Annotated in this window: 18 protein-coding genes and 2 tRNA genes; 14 read left to right on the forward strand and 6 right to left on the reverse strand. The window is 66.5% G+C overall.

The window, feature by feature from the left end; translation table 11 throughout:
- Nucleotides 1-81 precede the first annotated feature (81 nt).
- Nucleotides 82-726 (reverse strand): HAD family hydrolase, encoded by a 645-nt coding sequence (locus DY218_RS30390; protein WP_128559392.1) that lies wholly within the window; start codon nt 724-726, stop codon nt 82-84.
- Between the two features lie 1,410 nt (nt 727-2,136).
- On the opposite strand from DY218_RS30390, the gene DY218_RS30400 reads away from it, so the two are divergent.
- The 5 genes from DY218_RS30400 (at nt 2,137) to DY218_RS30420 (ending at nt 5,205) form a co-directional block, all read left to right on the forward strand.
- Nucleotides 2,137-2,667 (forward strand): proline dehydrogenase, encoded by a 531-nt coding sequence (locus DY218_RS30400; RefSeq protein ID WP_128559394.1) that lies wholly within the window; start codon nt 2,137-2,139, stop codon nt 2,665-2,667.
- 379 nt (nt 2,668-3,046) lie between these two features.
- Nucleotides 3,047-3,289: a hypothetical protein gene (locus tag DY218_RS30405; RefSeq protein WP_128559395.1), complete on the forward strand. Its 243-nt coding sequence runs from the start codon at nt 3,047-3,049 to the stop codon at nt 3,287-3,289.
- 4 nt (nt 3,290-3,293) lie between these two features.
- Nucleotides 3,294-3,806 (forward strand): DUF6879 family protein, encoded by a 513-nt coding sequence (locus DY218_RS30410; protein WP_128559396.1) that lies wholly within the window; start codon nt 3,294-3,296, stop codon nt 3,804-3,806.
- Nucleotides 3,807-3,812: 6 nt separating this feature from the next.
- The gene (locus DY218_RS30415) at nt 3,813-4,661 is read left to right on the forward strand and encodes a helix-turn-helix domain-containing protein (RefSeq protein WP_128559397.1); all 849 of its coding nucleotides are present in this window, start codon (nt 3,813-3,815) and stop codon (nt 4,659-4,661) included.
- A 283-nt stretch (nt 4,662-4,944) separates the two neighbouring features.
- Nucleotides 4,945-5,205 (forward strand): hypothetical protein, encoded by a 261-nt coding sequence (locus tag DY218_RS30420; RefSeq protein WP_128559398.1) that lies wholly within the window; start codon nt 4,945-4,947, stop codon nt 5,203-5,205.
- Between the two features lie 343 nt (nt 5,206-5,548).
- Here the strand turns inward: DY218_RS30420 and DY218_RS30425 are convergent, their stop codons facing one another.
- A complete protein-coding gene (locus DY218_RS30425) occupies nt 5,549-6,445 on the reverse strand; it encodes a hypothetical protein (RefSeq protein WP_199566904.1) in 897 nt (298 codons plus the stop codon).
- 104 nt (nt 6,446-6,549) lie between these two features.
- Nucleotides 6,550-7,305, reverse strand: coding sequence for a S1 family peptidase (locus DY218_RS34395; RefSeq protein WP_158574167.1), 756 nt, complete (start codon nt 7,303-7,305; stop codon nt 6,550-6,552).
- Nucleotides 7,306-8,943: 1,638 nt separating this feature from the next.
- Between DY218_RS34395 and DY218_RS35660 the strand changes: the two genes are divergently transcribed.
- Nucleotides 8,944-9,069 (forward strand): hypothetical protein, encoded by a 126-nt coding sequence (locus DY218_RS35660; RefSeq protein WP_267899393.1) that lies wholly within the window; start codon nt 8,944-8,946, stop codon nt 9,067-9,069.
- On the opposite strand, the gene DY218_RS30435 is transcribed toward DY218_RS35660, so the two are convergent.
- Nucleotides 9,050-9,481, reverse strand: a complete 432-nt coding sequence (locus DY218_RS30435; protein ID WP_233521978.1) for a GntR family transcriptional regulator — start codon at nt 9,479-9,481, stop codon at nt 9,050-9,052. The genes DY218_RS35660 and DY218_RS30435 overlap by 20 nt on opposite strands.
- A gap of 185 nt (nt 9,482-9,666) precedes the next feature.
- Here DY218_RS30435 and DY218_RS30440 point away from each other — a divergent pair, with 185 nt between their 5' ends.
- The 7 genes from DY218_RS30440 (at nt 9,667) to DY218_RS30470 (ending at nt 15,569) form a co-directional block, all read left to right on the forward strand.
- Entirely contained in the window at nt 9,667-10,083 is a 417-nt protein-coding gene (locus DY218_RS30440) for a hypothetical protein (protein ID WP_233521979.1), read from the forward strand.
- A complete protein-coding gene (locus DY218_RS30445; RefSeq protein ID WP_128559400.1) occupies nt 10,083-10,289 on the forward strand; it encodes a hypothetical protein in 207 nt (68 codons plus the stop codon). The genes DY218_RS30440 and DY218_RS30445 overlap by 1 nt, the downstream gene beginning before the upstream one ends.
- The gene (locus DY218_RS30450; protein WP_128559401.1) at nt 10,286-11,704 is read left to right on the forward strand and encodes an FtsK/SpoIIIE domain-containing protein; all 1,419 of its coding nucleotides are present in this window, start codon (nt 10,286-10,288) and stop codon (nt 11,702-11,704) included. The genes DY218_RS30445 and DY218_RS30450 overlap by 4 nt, the downstream gene beginning before the upstream one ends.
- Nucleotides 11,705-11,750: 46 nt before the next feature.
- The gene (locus DY218_RS30455; protein WP_128559402.1) at nt 11,751-12,500 is read left to right on the forward strand and encodes a DUF2637 domain-containing protein; all 750 of its coding nucleotides are present in this window, start codon (nt 11,751-11,753) and stop codon (nt 12,498-12,500) included.
- Nucleotides 12,501-12,664: 164 nt separating this feature from the next.
- A complete protein-coding gene (locus DY218_RS30460) occupies nt 12,665-14,104 on the forward strand; it encodes a replication initiator (protein ID WP_128559403.1) in 1,440 nt (479 codons plus the stop codon).
- Nucleotides 14,101-14,283 carry a helix-turn-helix domain-containing protein gene (locus DY218_RS30465; protein ID WP_128559404.1) on the forward strand — a complete coding sequence of 61 codons (183 nt, stop codon included), beginning with the start codon at nt 14,101-14,103 and terminating at the stop codon, nt 14,281-14,283. Before DY218_RS30460 ends, DY218_RS30465 begins: the two co-directional genes overlap by 4 nt.
- Nucleotides 14,283-15,569, forward strand: a complete 1,287-nt coding sequence (locus DY218_RS30470) for a site-specific integrase (protein WP_128559405.1) — start codon at nt 14,283-14,285, stop codon at nt 15,567-15,569. Before DY218_RS30465 ends, DY218_RS30470 begins: the two co-directional genes overlap by 1 nt.
- A 91-nt stretch (nt 15,570-15,660) precedes the next feature.
- Here DY218_RS30470 and DY218_RS30475 read toward each other — a convergent pair.
- Both DY218_RS30475 and DY218_RS30480 read right to left on the reverse strand, forming a co-directional pair.
- Nucleotides 15,661-15,733: transfer RNA gene (locus tag DY218_RS30475), tRNA-Arg, on the reverse strand.
- Nucleotides 15,734-15,913: 180 nt separating this feature from the next.
- A tRNA-Ser gene (locus tag DY218_RS30480) sits at nt 15,914-16,004 on the reverse strand.
- A 189-nt stretch (nt 16,005-16,193) separates the two neighbouring features.
- On the opposite strand from DY218_RS30480, the gene DY218_RS30485 reads away from it, so the two are divergent.
- Nucleotides 16,194-16,646 (forward strand): SSI family serine proteinase inhibitor, encoded by a 453-nt coding sequence (locus DY218_RS30485; protein ID WP_128559406.1) that lies wholly within the window; start codon nt 16,194-16,196, stop codon nt 16,644-16,646.
- Nucleotides 16,647-16,734 lie beyond the last annotated feature (88 nt).

Here is a 16,734-nt window from a genome sequence, read left to right on the forward strand (position 1 = left end):
CAAGCCGGAACACTTCCTCGCCTTCACCGCCATCGCCGCAACCCTCATATGTCACCGCCGCCTGGCCAAGTGAAATGGCGTCTAAGAGCCGGTCTGCCGCATCATCGCTATGGCCTCCGCGACGCCCGGCGCTACGATGTCGGGCTCGCGGCCATAGCCCGCCCACGTCCGGCCGTTGGCCACCCACGCGGTACGGAGCCCCGCTGCCTGGGCTCCTTCGATGTCCGTCTCGGGGTTGTCCCCGACCATCCAGCACTCGGCATCGAACTTGCGACCGCACAGCGCGGCGGCCGTCTCGAAGTGCTCAGGGGCCGGCTTCCTGACCCCGATCTCTTCCGAGACGCAGATGCCATGGAAGTGCGACAAGAGGTCTGACGCAGCAAGCTTGGCCCGCTGAATATCCCCTGGTCCATTCGTGGCGACACCGAGTACCCACCCGGCAGATCTCAGTGCGTCCAGCCCTTCCCGTACGCCTGGGAAGCACCGTGCCGACCGGGCCATGCCGGCGACGTACTCACGCCACAAGGCTTCCGGAGGGTCTTCAAGGCCGAGCAGCGCCCGCACATGAACGAAGTCCTCGGGTCGGGCGCGGTCTCCGAGGCGCTCGCGGATGACCGACTCGGATCCGGCAGGCAGGCCGCGCGACCGAGCGAAACCGAGGGCCCAGACCGCCAGGCCCCCTCTGCGGTCCACCAAGGTGTCGTCGAGGTCAAAGAGCGCGAGCACGCACCGACGTTACGCCTTGAGCTTGCGCTTCAGCGTGTCCGGGGTTGCCAAGCACCACACTTCGGGCACGGCTGGAACACGTTCCCGCGATTGGCCCCACAGCGCTTGCACCTCATGTCTGCCATGTCAGCTCCCCGTTGTGTCTCCTGCGACCTGAGTGATGCTAAGGACAGCAGCCCGTCTACGGGAACCCTGAGGCGATCAACGCTCCGCCGCATCGTGATCCTCACCTTGCACCTTTAATCGAACACGCGATCTAATCGAACGTATGCGTGATATTGATCTGATCCGCACCCAGCAGGAGTGGGATCACGCCTACCGGCAGCTTGCGGAGCGACCAGGGAACACTGCGCTACGGCGCCGACTGATCATGCTGTCGAATCGCCTGCACAGCGATCCGCGGCTCCGGAGCGAGAGCGCCCGCGCCAGACTGCGGCAGGTCGCTCGCACTGAGCGGTAGGCGTCGCCCCTTGCCGGCGCCTCCGGGTAGCGGTCAACGGCGAGGTCAAGGGAACGGCGCCAGCTCGGCCGCAACTGGCCTCCGTGCTACAGGACTTGAGTACTCAGGTTTGTCAGTGCCACCCGTATGATGGTTGCCGCTCAACCAGTTCCTCCCTTCAGGGTTCCGTCTTCATCGGTGTCGATGTGGGTGCCGGAGGGGGAGGTTTGCCCCGGCGATTCGATCGGGGCACCACTGGAGGAACAGGAGGAGCAGATGCACAGCTCGAACGAGTGGAAGCCCCGCAGGCGGTGGACCTGGCCCGAGAGGTGGCAGGTCACGCTCGCTGGCGCGGGCCTGCTGGTGACAGTTGTTGCCACGGTGGGGCAGTTCGTCCGATAGGGCGCCCACCTGCGAGTCCGGTAGTGGCCGTCGCTGCACATGCAGCGAGCCCGGCCTACTGATACGCGACCGGGCCCGTGAACTGCGTTGGAGTGGCCCGATCCGAATGGCGTCGGGTTGGGCCCTCCAGCGCACAACAATATTACAGCGCGTCGGCGAACGACAGTGGACGCGGAAGCACGTCGGTCCGGCGTCGGCCCGACCCTCTCAAGGTCGCGTGAAATCTTCGTGCGGTGGGGTCGTGGAGCACGCGGTGCATACCAAGATTTGGCATCGGGCGCGGAGGGCCCTGGGGCCACCACCCTGACTCGTGTGGGCCATGTGTGGGCCAGGTACCTTCCCCTCGAAGGTTAAACGGGCTGTGACCAGTGGAAATGTGACGCGCACTCGCCGGTCTTGAAAACCGTCGTGGCGCAAGTCACCGTGGGTTCAAATCCCACACCCACCGCGGTGGTTGAGGGCCCCTGACCAGGAGTATCGGTCGGGGGCCTTCGGCGTGCCGGGTGCTTGCCGTGCACGCGGCAGGATGCGAACCGTTGCGGTGCCGATGGCGGCGGCAGACTTGGCCCATGGATGCTGGACTGACCGCACTGCTGGGCGCCGCCGTGGGCTCACTGGCCACCCTCGGCTCCGCGATGGTCACCGGGCGCGTGGCTGCGCGCTCGCAGTTCGCCCAATGGCGCCGCCAGCACCGGCGGGACGCCTATGCGAACTACCTGGTCGCGCTGTACGACCGCGATGTGGCCCTGGACGCGGTGCGCGAGGCGCTGCGGGCGGACTCCCCGGATCTGCGGGAGGTCGACGACCACATGGAGCGCTTCCACGCCCAGGCCCGCGGCGTTCACCGGGCTGCCGAGTACGTCATCCTCGAAGGCCCGCAATCCGTGGTGCAGGCGCTCCACCGCGCAGTGCACGCGGCCGACGAGCTGGCCGAGGTCATCCGGCGCATGGTCCGTGACGCCCATGCCGGTGACGCTTCCCGCAAGGCTGCGGACTTCGCACGCGCCGCCGAGCGGGAACACCTCCTGTACCAGGCGGTCAAGGGCGTCCGCGCAGCGGCATCGGACGTCCTCGGCGATCAACGGATGGGCGGCTCCTAGCCGCCCGGCTGTAACTCCCTTGGCGCGCGGCCGCATTGGCCGGCGGGCGGGCTCGGGGCAAAAGCCAGAGGCCCCGTGGATTGCTCCACAGGGCCTCTGGTCTGCTGTGCACTCGGCAGGATTCGAACCTGCAACCTTCTGATCCGTAGGATCGGGCAGCTCGTTGGGAGGGTGGCCCGCCCCCTCCTGGAGTGATCGCCGACGGTGGGGATCACCGGCCTCTGTGTGCCGTTGTTGCCGTCAGGGTTGCCGTCACTGACGGATCACGAGGCGGCGCGCCTCTCCTCGCGAGATGGCCGAACATGCGCTCTTGACGGTACCCACCGGTCGAGTGAGAGTCATGCAATCCACTGCAATCGGATCGACGCGGGGAGAGGCCATGCGCTTGCGTTTCCTGGGGATCATCCCGAACACCCCGGACACCGACTCACCAACGATCTGGCTGGACGAGGACACGGGGGATCTGCTGATCCAGTCGTACAAGGCCACGGAGGACGAGGTGAAGGCGTGCCAGGAGATCGGCTCGATTCCCGGTCACTCCACGGCCGTTCCGGACCACGAGACGATCATCCGGCTCCCGAAAGTCATGCGGCAGTACCTGCCGCCTCACGACAGCGAGTAGAGCGATGACGAACCCCGTACTTGAGGGTCTGGCCAAGGCCCGGCACTCCGCCGTGCATCTGGAGATGCGTGACGCCTACCAGCCCAGTGACCCCGAGTTCATCGCTTGGCAGAACGGCAAGCGCCTGGACCCCGATGACCGGTCTTCGTGGTGGCGGCCCTTCCTCGACGTGGTGGCCGAAACTACTGGTCGTGGGGTCGAGATGCGGCGGGCGCGGATCGTCTCGGAGCCCGTGACGGACTACATCAAGTACGAGTACGACGTGACGTTCCCGAACGTCGCTGCCGGTGAACTGGTCCGCTGGCTGCCGAGGCGTCAAGCGGCAGACATCGCTCTTCCCGGTACCGACCTGTGGATGTTCGACGGGTCGTCGGTCCTGTTCACGTACTTCTCCGGGATCGGGGAGGTGGTCGACCGGGAGTGGCGGACCGAGCCAGCCGTCGTGGACCTGGTCGGCGCGGCCTTCGAAGCGGTGTGGGAACGTGCGACCCCGCACGAGGAGTACAAGCCGGTCTGACGCGCCATGGCTGTTTCAGAATCATCGAGTGTTCAGCGGGCCCGACAGGTCCTTGCCGACCGCCTGAGGGAGCTGTGCAAGGACGCGGGCCTTGACGGCAAGGACCTTGCTGCGGCGTGCGGTTGGCATCCGTCCAAGGTTTCCCGGATCTCGACCGCGAAGACTGCCCCGTCTGTCGATGACATTCGTGCGTGGTGTCGAGCGTGCGGCGCTGAGGAGCAGACAGCGGACCTGATCGCGTCTCTGCGAGCCGTCGAAGGCATGTGGGTGTCATGGCGCCGAATGGAACGAGCGGGACTGCGACGCGCTCAGGAAGCCCGCCTGCCGCTTTACGAGCGGACCAGTTGGTTTCGGGCGTACTCGCCGGGGCTGGTGCCTGGCCTCATGCAGACATACGGGTACACGGAAGATGTGCTCCGGGCCGTTCAGCGGAGGCGGGTGCAGATCGACGATGTGGCGAATGCGGTTGCCGCACGCATGGAGCGTCAACGCGTCGTGCACGAGGGGCAACGGCGCTTCGCGTTCCTGGTCGAGGAGTCCGTGTTGGGCAACGGGCTCGGTGACGTTGATACGCAGGCCGAGCAACTCGATCATTTGCTGTCCATCAGCGCACTCCCCAACGTCAGCGTTGGAGTGGTCCCCACGAGGCTAGGCCGCACACGGATGCCGGTTGAAGGGTTCTGGATCTTCGACACAACACAGGTGAACGTGGAACTCGTCTCCGGCTACCTCACGATCACGCAGCCGAGCGAAGTGGCGATGTACGCCGACACGTTCACCGTGCTGGCCGAGATGGCGGTCTACGGGGCGAAGGCTCGTGCGCTCATCAGCAAGGCCTTGGACACGCTCACCTAATCTGTGCGCAATCAGGTGCAATTGACTGGGAGTTGAGGGCGCCCCGTTCCTAGCGTGGTCATCACCAGCTCACGCGAGGGGACGGCGGACACATGGCCACCAATGCGCAGACCAGCGGGATCAGGGATGAGTACACCACCTACCCACCTTCGGGTAGTCGCTGCTCCAACTGCAATCAGGGCTTCGTCCCCCTCGTGCCCGCACGCCGGGCGGTGCAGGAACGATCATCGGGTCCACCCCTCGTGCTCTACCGGCACTTCAGCTGCCCTGAGGTGAAGGCGCGATGATCCCGCTCCACCAGTACAAGAGCGCGCGGGCAGAGGCTGACCATCTGGCCGGACTTATCCAGGCCGCACTTCTGCGCGCCGGGGTACCTGAGGCGGAAGTGTCACAGGTACGTGCCCTGGTGGCTCGTTCCGGGCGCGCGTACATCAAATTCGGTGCCCTGAAGATCGGTTCCGCAACCAAGCTTCTCGAAGCACTGCCCCTGTCAGAGGTGCAGTCTGTGCCGTCCCCTGAGCTTCCCGCCGACGCGTTCGACTGACCTACCTCTCCCCCTGCCCCGTCCTTGCGCCTCCCCGTGCGCATCGACGGCAGCCCCGTCCGGCGACGGCGAGCAAGACCGCCGGGCGGGGCATTCTGCATGCCGCGGATGACCACGCGGCCGGCCGTAGCGGCTTTGGGCGGTGTCCTGTTCGGGTTGGGGTCGGGCATGGTCAGGGGGCCATACGCTCGCTCAGCAACTCGGGCAGGCTTTTGGGCCTGCCCTTGGGTGGCACGAGTGGCTCCCTGGCCTTGCCCGACACGGGCCCCGGCCCAAACAGGTGCGTAAAGCCGTGTAGGCCGGCCGCCCCAGCCACGGTGTCTCGGCATTCTTGAGCGCGAGATCAGCTCTCGTTCGACGCAATTCCTTGCGGTCCCTTGTGCAGGATGGGCCGCCCTGTGATGGCGTCGAGCAGGATACGGCTGCCCAGGGGACGCTTGAGCTCTACTGTCACCTGCTGCATCTTTGCCTGCTTAGTACAGTTGCCGTCATGCTCAGCGCGCTTGACGGTGGCCGACAATACGACGCTCCCTCGGGTTTCCAGAACCTCCACCTTCGGCCCATTGTCGCAAGCTCCGTGGAGGGCGATTACGGTGACCGAGCGTCCATCTTCCGCAATCAGCCGGTTGACCGGAAGACCAGGGACGTCGTCGGCCCGCTTGATGGGCGTTTGGGCGCGCTTCGACGGATGGACAGCTGAAGCCTTGAGGGGAGCGTCGTAGCCATCGAGTGTGAACAGCCAGGCCGGGACCGTTGCAGGGCCGCGGCTTGTGGCTACACGCATCGTGCCCAACTTTGCTCCGGTCACGGTGAGTTGAGGTCTCTCGCCAGCGCGGTTTCGCGCCAAGGACTCGTATGCCTTCTCCGCGTCAATCAGAGGTTGGGTGAGCGACTTGTCTCCAGCCCAGGTGACCCGACCGCTTGTCGCTGTTCCGCTGGGTAGCTTGCCTCGCAGGGCAAAGTTGCCCTTCTCGTAGGCATGTTCGTCAACCTTGTCATGCAAACCGCCCTGTGGTAGCTGAACTTCTTCTTCCATGGGGTAGTAGCCCGTACGCCAGGCGGCAGTTGCGGTGGAATCGTCGTCCCAGGCCTGAGCAACCTGTCGGGCACGATCCCTGAGCGCTTCGGAGTCGTTGCCGACCGCCGCCTGGGTGCCACAACCAGCACTTACCCCCAGGGCAGTCGCGGTCAGGGCAATCCCGCCGATGACACCGACCGAGCGTGATGCCGTGTGATGCATGTGGCCTCCCAGACGAACGGCGCGACAACTAGTCGCCTTGCTCCTATGACGTGACTGAGCCCGCGCGGGTTTCGTTGAGTGGGGCAGCGCGCTCAGTCAGTGCCTCAATAGACCTTGAGGCCACGCTCATTTAGAACTGTCTGCACCTTCGTGAAGTAGTTGCGGTAGTTGCCACTGGAGGAGGAGCTGCATTTGGTTTCTTCGGATCCCCCCGACAGAAGCCCGAGAGCGGTGTTCCCGTTCAGAGCAGGGCCTCCGCTGTCGCCGCCCAACGCGCAGTTGTTCGTCTCGAACATGCCGTACATCGTTTTGCCGCCGATGTTGACAGTCACGCTCGTCTTGGTGACGTTGCCCGTCTTGTCCTCGCTGTTGACTCCGATCCTGTCGATGGACTCGTTCTCCGCCGGGTACCGCGAATCGTTGATCTGGTGATATTTGCCACCCCAGTACCGGACTGTCCCGAGCGGATTAATGCTAGGACCGTCCGCCCTGATCACCGCCCAGTCGCAGCCGCGAGTGGATCCATCACACGACCCGCTGGTGCCGGTACCGAAGTTGTAGGCAGTCTGCGTGCCGATCTGTGTGCTGTTCCAGTCCATGTACCAGATGTTGCCGGTGCCAGGCACGCAGTGTCCGGCAGTGAGCGTGTAGATCGCCCCCGAGGAGCTCTTGGCGTTGAATCCGGCAGTGCACAGCCAGTTCTGGGACCAGATCCCGTTGCCGCCGCGCAGGTCGGTTGCCTTGAATTTCAGTGTGCTGTCAACCTTGTTGACGCGTATCGCGTCGGGGTGGGCGGCTGCTACGCGCTCGATCTTGTCCCGTCCGGCGGTGGACACTCCGTCGAAGACTTCGACGCTCACCTGGTTGGAGTCGGCCTCGATGCCCCAGGCTGTGCTGGGGATATTTCGTCGAGCTCGTGGTGAATCGACGACAGCTCGGCCGTGCTGCGAGCGACCAATTCCGGGACCCCACCCGCGTCCCGGACTGATTCGGCAGCAGCCTCGTCGGTGACCGCGATCACCAGGCGCCCATCCTTGTAGTACGAGCCTCCCGTCCTGTCGTCGCCGAGCTTCTCTACCAGCGCGGCCGCGCGGTTGGGCGAAGTTGGCGGCTTCGCGGGTTCGTCGGCGGATGCTGGGAGTGTTGCAACTACGGACACCAGCAACGTTGTAGAGATCATTCCCGCGAGTCTCTTGCGGGCACGTCTCATGTGCTACCTCCAGGGGCCTCTGGCGATCGATGAATTGACCACGCTTGTGCGCGTCCTGTGACCAGACGTGCGCAATGTGTGTGCAGGAACCTATCGAGGTGCGTGAGTTCTGACTAGAGGATTGGCATATTCAGTCGCACGCGGGTCGGCTGACGTTCGCCCGCATCTAGATGCCTGCTCCTGTCGCAGGGGGCGGCGCAGGGAGAGAGTCGGCGAGCTCTGCCTGACGCAGCATCAGTAGTGCATCGCCGTGGAGTGATCAGGCGTCTGTGCGGCCATAGTTGCCCGATCCCGCCAGCATTGCGGCGGCGAGTGCCGGGGGTGCCGTAAGCGGGGCGGTAGACAGGAGCGTGCGGCGCCCGTGGCGCCGCGCCGCGCGGCCCGCGACAGCGGGCCGCCTTGATTCAGTAAAGAAGCTTTGAACGCGCCTTCTGCTGGCGCTGCTTCGGCTGGTCGCCTGCGCGTTGCTCCGGCACGGCCTGCCCCGTTCTGCTCGTGCGCGCCCCTGCCTGCCCTCGGTGTCGCCAAATCATGCTGTTTAACACCGTTATGCACCTTTGCGGCCATGGCTGAGATCGCAGAAATCTATCCACAGGCAATCCGTTGCAGGATTCCGTGTATCCGCTGACCAGGCAAAACGTCAGTGGAGTTTTCAACGTGACGTAGGTCACAGTCCTGTTCTGTGCCTATTTCACGCGAATCCAAAAGGCATCGAGAACGACAAATAGGCGGTTTCTGTGGCGGGTGCTAGATGTTCACGCGCAACAAGTCCGGGTCCGGCGGTCACGTTTGAGTCGGCCCTGACCCTTGCGTTGAGCAGTGAGAGGGAAGAAAGGCGCGGCCTCGGCGTCACACGGGCCCGGCTCCGCGCACATGTAATACGCGACCAACCGGAGTGGACCCGGACGAGAGGGGATCGGAATGAACGTGGCTCACACCATGGGCGACTTGACCGCGCGGCGGAGTTGGGTCTGCCCGCGTACAGGTGGATACATGCCGGAAGGCAGAGGCGCGTTGTGCCGGGCGGACCGCGTGGGCGGATTGGTTCACCGCAGGGCGGGAGTTCGACAAACGCCTTCCCGTGGTGCGGGAGCAGACCTGGCGGGTGTCCGTTTCGGTAGGCAGATTGCCCGTGATCGCCGCAGGAGTGCTCGTACCGCCCCGCTGGTCGGGGGCGTCGAGACCGAACTGTTACCGCGGTCGGGGTGACCTGGTCGGGGTTTCGGTCGGGCCTGAGGGCTCGGATGGCAGTACGGAAATGCGGCAGCAGACGACAAGGGGTGGAAGCATGGACGCGCAGGAAAGCCAGATGATCGCAGCCGATATCGCAGAACTCAGCACAGAAATCGGGGAGTTGAAGCGGATGGCCCTGGAAGTACTGAAGAGTCTGAAGGCTACTTCCGAGGCCCCGTGAGGGCCGCGATCTGCTGGAAGATGCCACGCAGCTCCGCGACTTCGGCCTTCAGCTCACGCACCTGCTTGGACAGCTCCAAGTACTCGGCACTGTGCAGCTGTTCCTGCGGGCCTTCCTCCTGCTCCACGTCGGAAGGCTCTGGAGGGAGAGGGTCCGCAACGAAGTTGCCCCGGCCGACCGCCGTGCGGATCAGTCCCTCGTCGACCAGTACGCGCAGGGCACTCCGCGCGGTCATGTTGGCGATGTCGTACGCCTTCTCCAGGTCCCGGGAGGACGGCACACGCGCGCCCGGCTGATACTCGCCGGCCCTGATCTTGCGGCGCAGATCATCGGCGACCTGTCGATACGCCGGATTCCTGGCCGCTTCGAGCATGGACCGCGCGTGTTCCGCGCTCTCGCCTGACATCACCATGCTCCGAGGGTAGCCCGCTTAGTGCACCCATCGCACTCGTCCCGCCCGGGCATCGCCAGTCCCTTTCAAGCGCGCTAGTGGACCATCACGATTTTTAGTGGTTGACGGATTAGCGGACCGTAGTGCACCATCTAGCCCATCGACACCGAGCACGGTCGTCGAACCTCTCTCAAGGAGTCACCTCTATGGCCTCGTTCAACGTCGCCCTCGCCGCCGATTCCGTCTGCATCGCGGGCAGCGACGCCCAGCTCAAGGTCAACCTGGAGACCAACGTCCCGCTGGTCGACCGCGACACCAACGCCCCGCTGTACACGATTCAGCTGATGCTGATGGAGGCCGGACGCGCGGAGCTGCTGAAAGTCACCGTCCCGGAGACCGGGCTGCCCAACGGGCTCAAGCCCGGCGTGGTCGTCAAGCCGCTGGGCCTGGTGGCGACCCCGTGGGCCCGCATCTTCAACGGCAACCTCTCGCAGGGGGTTGCCTTCCGGACTCCGGCACTGACCCTGGTCCAGCCCGCCGCCCAGACCGTGACGCCGGAGGTGGAGCAGCATCCGGCGGACCTGGCGGCCGAGCACCTGAAGCAGACCAGGAAGGCCGCGTGATGGGGCCCACCTCCAAGGCGTACCCGGTCACTCCGGAGGGTGGGGACGACGACCCGCGGTTCACGTTCGGCCTGCTGCACGACGTGCGCATGGCCATCCAGTCCCACGACTATCCCGAGATCAGCAACGGCCTGGATCTGGTTGACCTCCAGATGGCGCTGTTCGGGTTCCTGTACGGCACCAACGAAAGGAGGGCGGGCGAATGAGCCCCGCCGAGATCGCCGGTCTCGCCCCGATGGTTGTCGGGGCGGGCCTGGCCCTCTTCCTCATCCTGCTCATCGTCCAGGTCGTCCGCTACGTGCGGGCCACGCCGGGCATGCGCCGCAGCATCTGGCTGGCCGTGCGCATCCGCTTCCGCTGGGCGCGGCTCGCGGAGATGGCGGGCCTGTGCGTTGCCGACAAGAAGCCCACTATCGGGGCGCAGATCGGTCAGGAGTTCAGCAGCGACAAGAACCGCAAGATCGAGCCGCGCACCCTGGTCCCCAAGATCAAGGTGATCCCGGACGAGTACGGCGTCATCATCACCGCCACCTGCCTGCCCAAAGTCTCCTTGGAGGAGTTCCAGAAAGCGGCCCGCTTCCTCGCGGACGCCTGGGGCTGCGTGCGCGTCTCCGTCGTCCCGGCCGACAGGCCGGGGCAGGTCACCATCCGGGCCGTACGGGAAGACCCGTTGGCCACCACGACCGTTCACGTGCCCACGGGGCTGCCGCCCAAGGACGTCACCCGCTGGGAAATCGGGATGGATGAGTTCGCCCTACCCGCCATCGTCTCGTTCAACAACGTGCCCGGCGCCACGGTGGCCGGCGGCACTGGCAAGGGCAAGACCTCGTTCCTCAACCGTCTGCTGTCCGACCTTGCCCCGTCCCCGCTGGTGCAGTTCGCCGTGATCGACGGCAAGGCGTCCTCGGCAGACGAGGGCGACTACGCCTCCATCGCCCCGCGCCTGTTCCGCTTCGTCGGCGACGACCTGAAGGCGGCGAACACCTTCCTCAAGGAGATGGTGGACCTGCGGCGCCGCCGCGTCGCGCTGGTCCGCTCGGTGTTCGGCACCGCCAACATGTGGCACCAAGGCCCCACCGAACAGTGGCCGCTGATCATCATCATCGTGGACGAGGCCCACACCTTCCTGCGCGACTACAAGGGCAACGACCCCGAGACCAAGAAGCTCGCGGCCCTCGCGGCCGACAACGCACGGCTGATCGAGGACCTGGTGAAGAAGGGCCGGTCCGTGGGCATGGTCACCATCCCCACCACGCAGAAGCCCACCGGCGACGCGATCCCCACGTTCATCCGCGACATCTGCCCGGTCTCGCTGTCCTTCGCCCAGCGCACGACGGACGCCGCCGTGGCCGCCCTCGGCGACGACATCCGCGACTGGGACGACGCCAACCCGGTCAATCTCCAGCACCCCTCGTACGTCGGCGTCCTGGTGATGCGGGCCGACGACCGCCCCGGCTTCATCCGGGTCCGTACGCCCTACGTCTCCGACGCGGACACGGCCCGTATCGCGGCGGCGACCGCCTACCTCACCCGCGACCCCATCGCCTTCATCGTCGCCCTCGAAGGCGGCCCCAACTTCCGCAAGGACTACCCGCAGGGCCCCGGCTCCCTGGCTGCATGACCCCAACAACTCCTGTTCCTACGGCTGTTGAAAGGAGGTGACGTACATGGGTGAAGAACGGGTGACGCAGCGGACCGTAACCGTCGTCATGGCCACCATCGCCCTCCTCGCGTTCGTGTTCTCCTTCGGCAACGTGTGGTCCCTGGCCCTGCGCCTGGGCGTACCCCGCCCCATCGCTCCACTGATCGCCCCCATGGTCGACCTGTCCGTGGTCGGCCTCCTCGTGGGACTGCGCTATCTGTCCCTGCGGGGAGTGGACGCGAAAGAGCTCAAGGGTGCGACCCGGCTCATGCACCTGTCCGGGCTGCTCACCCTCGCCCTGAACATCGCCGAACCCATCGCCGTCGGCCACTACGGCCGCGCCGCCCTCGACGCCGTGGCGCCCCTGCTGCTCCTCGGCTGGGGAGCGGTCGGCCCGCAACTCCTGCGGCACTTCCACACCCTCGCCTCCGGCGACAACACACCCGCCCTCGTCACCGAACCCGCCTCCGACCCTGCGCCAGCCAATACCTCGAACCTGGTCCCGGCTCCCGAACTGGCCCCGACTCCACCCGAGTTGCTGCCGACCCACGATGCCCTGGCCGAATCCCCGGCCTCGGCTATCTCGCCCGATACCCCGGCCCTCGCCCCGGACCCAGCCCCGACCATGCCGGTCCCGCCCGCTCTGGTCGACGCGGCCCGCTCCATCGCCGACCAGCACCACGCCGCCCACGGGCAGGCCATCACCCCCGCGCAGCTGCGAACCCGCCTCGGCGTCTCCCTGCCACTGGCCACCGCCGCGCACGCTCGGCTCTGAGCCTGAGCCCTCCGCCGGCCATCTGAACCGGCGTCGTTCCTCCCTCTCCGCTGGCCCTATGGCCACGGTTCCCCCTGCCCCGAGCCGCGTGTACGGCCATCCCTGCTCTCGCGCGGCTCGGGGCCCAACTCCCGCACCTGCGCACAGAGAGGAACGGCACACCCATGCCTGAAACCTTGGACCTGACCCACGTGGCGAACCCCGCCGTACGAGACCTCCTCCAGCTCGTGCAACTCGACGACTTCAACCGCGTACAGGCGCAGGTCGAGTACCTCGCCGGATGCTCCAAGCCCATCCAGCTCACCGGCTACAGCGCCACCCTGAACGCAGCCACCGGTGAGGCCCTTCACGTCTTCAACACCGACGACGAACCCACTGGGCGCCTCCTGGTCTCCTGCGGCAACCGCCGCGCCTCGCGCTGCGCCACTTGCTCACGCGTCTACTCGGGCGACATCTTCCAGCTCATCCGCGCGGGCCTGTCCGGCGGCAAGGAAATCTCGGAGACCGTACGGACCCATCCGCGGGTGTTCGCCACTTTGACCGCCCCCTCCTTCGGACCCGTCCACAACCGCCCCGGCGGCGGTTCCAAACGCCGGGCCTGCCGCTGCGGCGACTGGCACATGAAGGACGACCCCGCACTCGGCATGCCCCTGGACCCCACCACTTACGACTACGCGGGCGCCGTGCTGTGGAACGCCCACGCCTCCGCCCTGTGGGCCCGCTTCACTACCTACCTCCGCCGCGAGATCGCCGCCCAACTCGGCTTCTCACAGCGAGCCTTGCCCGAGGCCCTGCGGATCTCCTTCGCCAAGGTCGCCGAGTACCAAAAGCGCGGCCTCGTCCACTACCACGCAGTCATCCGCTTCGACGGCCCCGACGGCCACACCACACCCCCGCCGCCCTCGGCCACCGTGGGCCTCCTCATCGACGCCGTACGGAAGGTGGCCTCACGCGTCAGCCTCACGATCGACGGCGACGCCGTGGGCGAGCGGGAATTCGTCTGGGGCCGGCAGATCGACGTACGGGAAGTCAGCGGCATCGGCAACGGGGCCGAACTGACCGACGAGGCCGTTGCCGCCTACGTCGCCAAGTACGCCACCAAGGGCGCGGAGGACTCCGGCACTGTCGACTCTCCCGTGTTCTGCACCATGTGCCAGGGACGCGGGCGGCGCGGTGGGGGTGACTGCCTCACCTGCTACGGCACCGGGGAAGGCGTCCGGCTGCGGTTCCTCGTCGTCGCCCAGCACATGCGGCAGATGGTCCGCACTTCCTTCGAACTCGGCCGGCTCGCGGAGTTCGACCACCTCAAGCTCTGGAAGTGGGCTCACATGCTCGGGTTCCGAGGCCACTTCTCCACCAAGTCTCGCCGCTACTCCACCACCCTCGGTGCCCTCCGCGACGTTCGCCGCGCCTGGCGCCTCGCCAAGGCACGTGCCCACCTCGGCCTCTCCGAGGACGACACGGACACCACCCTCGTCACCGAATCCGCCTGGGCCTTCCTCGGCGTCGGCTACAGCCCCGGTGAGGAGCTCCTCGCCGCCCAGGTCCGCCACGACCGCGCATGGGCTCGAAAGCTCAGAGCGGAGGGAGGTGATCACGGATGACGGCCGCCGTCCTGACCGTGCCTCAGGTCGCCGAACGCCTCCGCATCAGCGCGTGGAAGGTCTACGACCTGATCCGCTCCCGTGAACTCGCCTCCTTCAAGGTCGGCCGCTGCCGCCGCATCAGCGAAGCCGCCGTGCACGACTACGTATCTCGCCGCACAGAACAGGAAGCCGCCTGATGGCCAAGCAGCAGAAGAAGAACGCCAACAACGAGGGCACCATCTACCAGCGCAAGGACGGCCGTTGGGAGGGCAGTGCATACGTCCTCAGGACGGACGGCACGTACAAGCGGCGTAGCGTCTACGGGAAGACCTGGGACGAGGCGCACGAGAGGCTGACCCGGCTCAAGGCCGACTCGCTCAACGGCCTGCCGGTCGCCACCAGCAAGATGACGGTCTCCGAGTACCTGGCGTACTGGCTGGCGAACGTCGCCAAGGGCAAGGTGCGCCGGACGACGTACGTCAACTACGAGTCCCTCGTCCGGAACTACGTCACCGCGGAGTTCGGCAAGAAGAAGCTGGTCCGCCTCACGGCCCGCGACATACGCGCCTTCCTCGCCAAGACGGCCACCACCTGCCAGTGCTGCGCGCAGGGCAAGGACAAACAGCGGCCGGAGCACAAGCGGCGCTGCTGCGCCCTCGGCAAGTGCTGCAAGAAGCTCCCTTCGGATCGGACCGTGCGCTTTCTCCTGGTGATCATGCGGGCCGCTCTCCAGCACGCCGTACGTGAGGATGAGCTGCCCCGGAATGTCGCCCGGAACGTAGAGCTGGGCATGGGGACGAAGCGCGAGATCGAACCGCTCACGGCCAAGGAGGGGCGCCAGCTCCTGGCGACTGCCCGTGGAAACCGGCTGTGGGCCGCGTACGAGCTGGCGGTCCGGATCGGCCTGCGACGCGGGGAGCTCCTCGGCCTGCGCTGGTCGGACCTCGATCTGCACGAAGGCGTCCTCACCGTTCGGCAGGCCCTTCAGCGAGTCGGTGGCGAACTGCTGATCGTTGCGCCGAAGACACAGCGCTCGGCCCGCCGTGTCGCTCTACCTCCTGAGTGCGTGACGGCACTCCGGGACCAGCGCGCCCAGCAGATCGCGGACCGGAATGCGGCGGGCAACAACTGGAAGGGCACAGGCCACGGCCTCGTCTTCACCACGAAGAACGGGACCCCTATCGAGCCGCGCAACCTGAACCGTTCCTTCGAGGCACTCAGCAGCCGGGCCGGCGTCCGCAAGGTCCGCTTTCACGACCTGCGGCACACCTGCGCCTCGCTCCTCCACGAGCAGGGCGCCGACGCCCGCATGATCATGGAAGTGCTCGGCCACAGCTCGATCCGGGTGACCATGGACATCTACACGTTCGTCCGGCTGGACTCGCAGCGCTCGGCGTTCGATCGCGTCGGGGATGCCCTGCGGAGTGACGGCGACGGCCCGGACGATGACGACGGCGCGGCCGGTGTTCCGGTAGCCGTCTGATTCGCTCCCGGAGGCGGTTGCCGTCAAACACTGCCGTCAACGCAAAAGCCAGAGGACCCGTGGATCACTCCACGGGTCCTCTGGTCTGCTGTGCACTCGGCAGGATTCGAACCTGCAACCTTCTGATCCGTAGTCAGATGCTCTATCCGTTAAGCTACGAGTGCTTGTCTCCGGGGGTTTTCTTCCCCGTCGGCGTTGCGGGAACAACATTACATGACCCGCGCCGGGAGGCGAAATCCGTTTATCGCAGCTGGTCTGACCTGCGGTTTTGTCGCTGAGGTGCAGTGTCGGGAAACAGCTCAGGGAGCCCGGTCCCGACGGACCGAACTCCCTGAGTCGTACTGCGGAGGCGGAGGGATTTGAACCCTCGATGGGGGTTAAACCCCAAACCGCATTAGCAGTGCGGCGCCATAGACCGGACTAGGCGACGCCTCCAGCACACCCGCGCGAAGCGCGTGATGGTGCAGATGATGACACAGCAAAGCGCTGCGTCACCAATCGCCCCCTACGGTACTAGGCCGCCGGGTCGGCGAGCAAAGCATCTTTCCCCGGGTCTCAGGGCGCAACGTCACGGCCGTACGGACGTTAGTCGGAGTAGCCGTCAATACGAACCCTGGAGCTCTCATGCTGCGCCGCCTGGCCGTCACCGCCGTCGCGTCCGTCGCCGCGCTCGCCGCGGCACCCGGTCTCGCCCAGGCCGTCGATGCGGCGCCCGTGCCGCTCGGCCGGCTCGACCTCCCGCCGGTCGAACCGGACCGCCTGACCGTGGCGGTGGCGGAGACGGGCGGCGCCGGCGACGGGACGTACGAGCTGGAGTGCGGGCCCGGTGTCGCGGGTGGTTCGCATCCCGAGGCCGAGGCCGCGTGCGAGCAGCTGGAGGCGCTGGCCGCCGACGGGCGCGACCCGTTCGCGCCCGTGCCTGAGGACGCGCTGTGCACGATGCAGTACGGCGGTCCGGCCACCGCGCGCGTGACCGGGAGTTGGCACGGGCGTCCGGTGGATGCCGCCTTCGGGCGGGGTGACGGCTGCGAGATCGGCCGCTGGGATGCGCTGGTTCCCGTACTTCCCCAGGTCTGATCGGGGGTGGGAGACGGCGCGACGGTCCGGTGACTGTGTGCCCGCGAGGCGCTCACAGCTCCTTCGTGCGACCTCCCTCTCATCCGGC

It is taken from the genome of Streptomyces triticagri, assembly GCF_003429565.1.
Lineage (GTDB): Bacteria > Actinomycetota > Actinomycetes > Streptomycetales > Streptomycetaceae > Streptomyces > Streptomyces triticagri.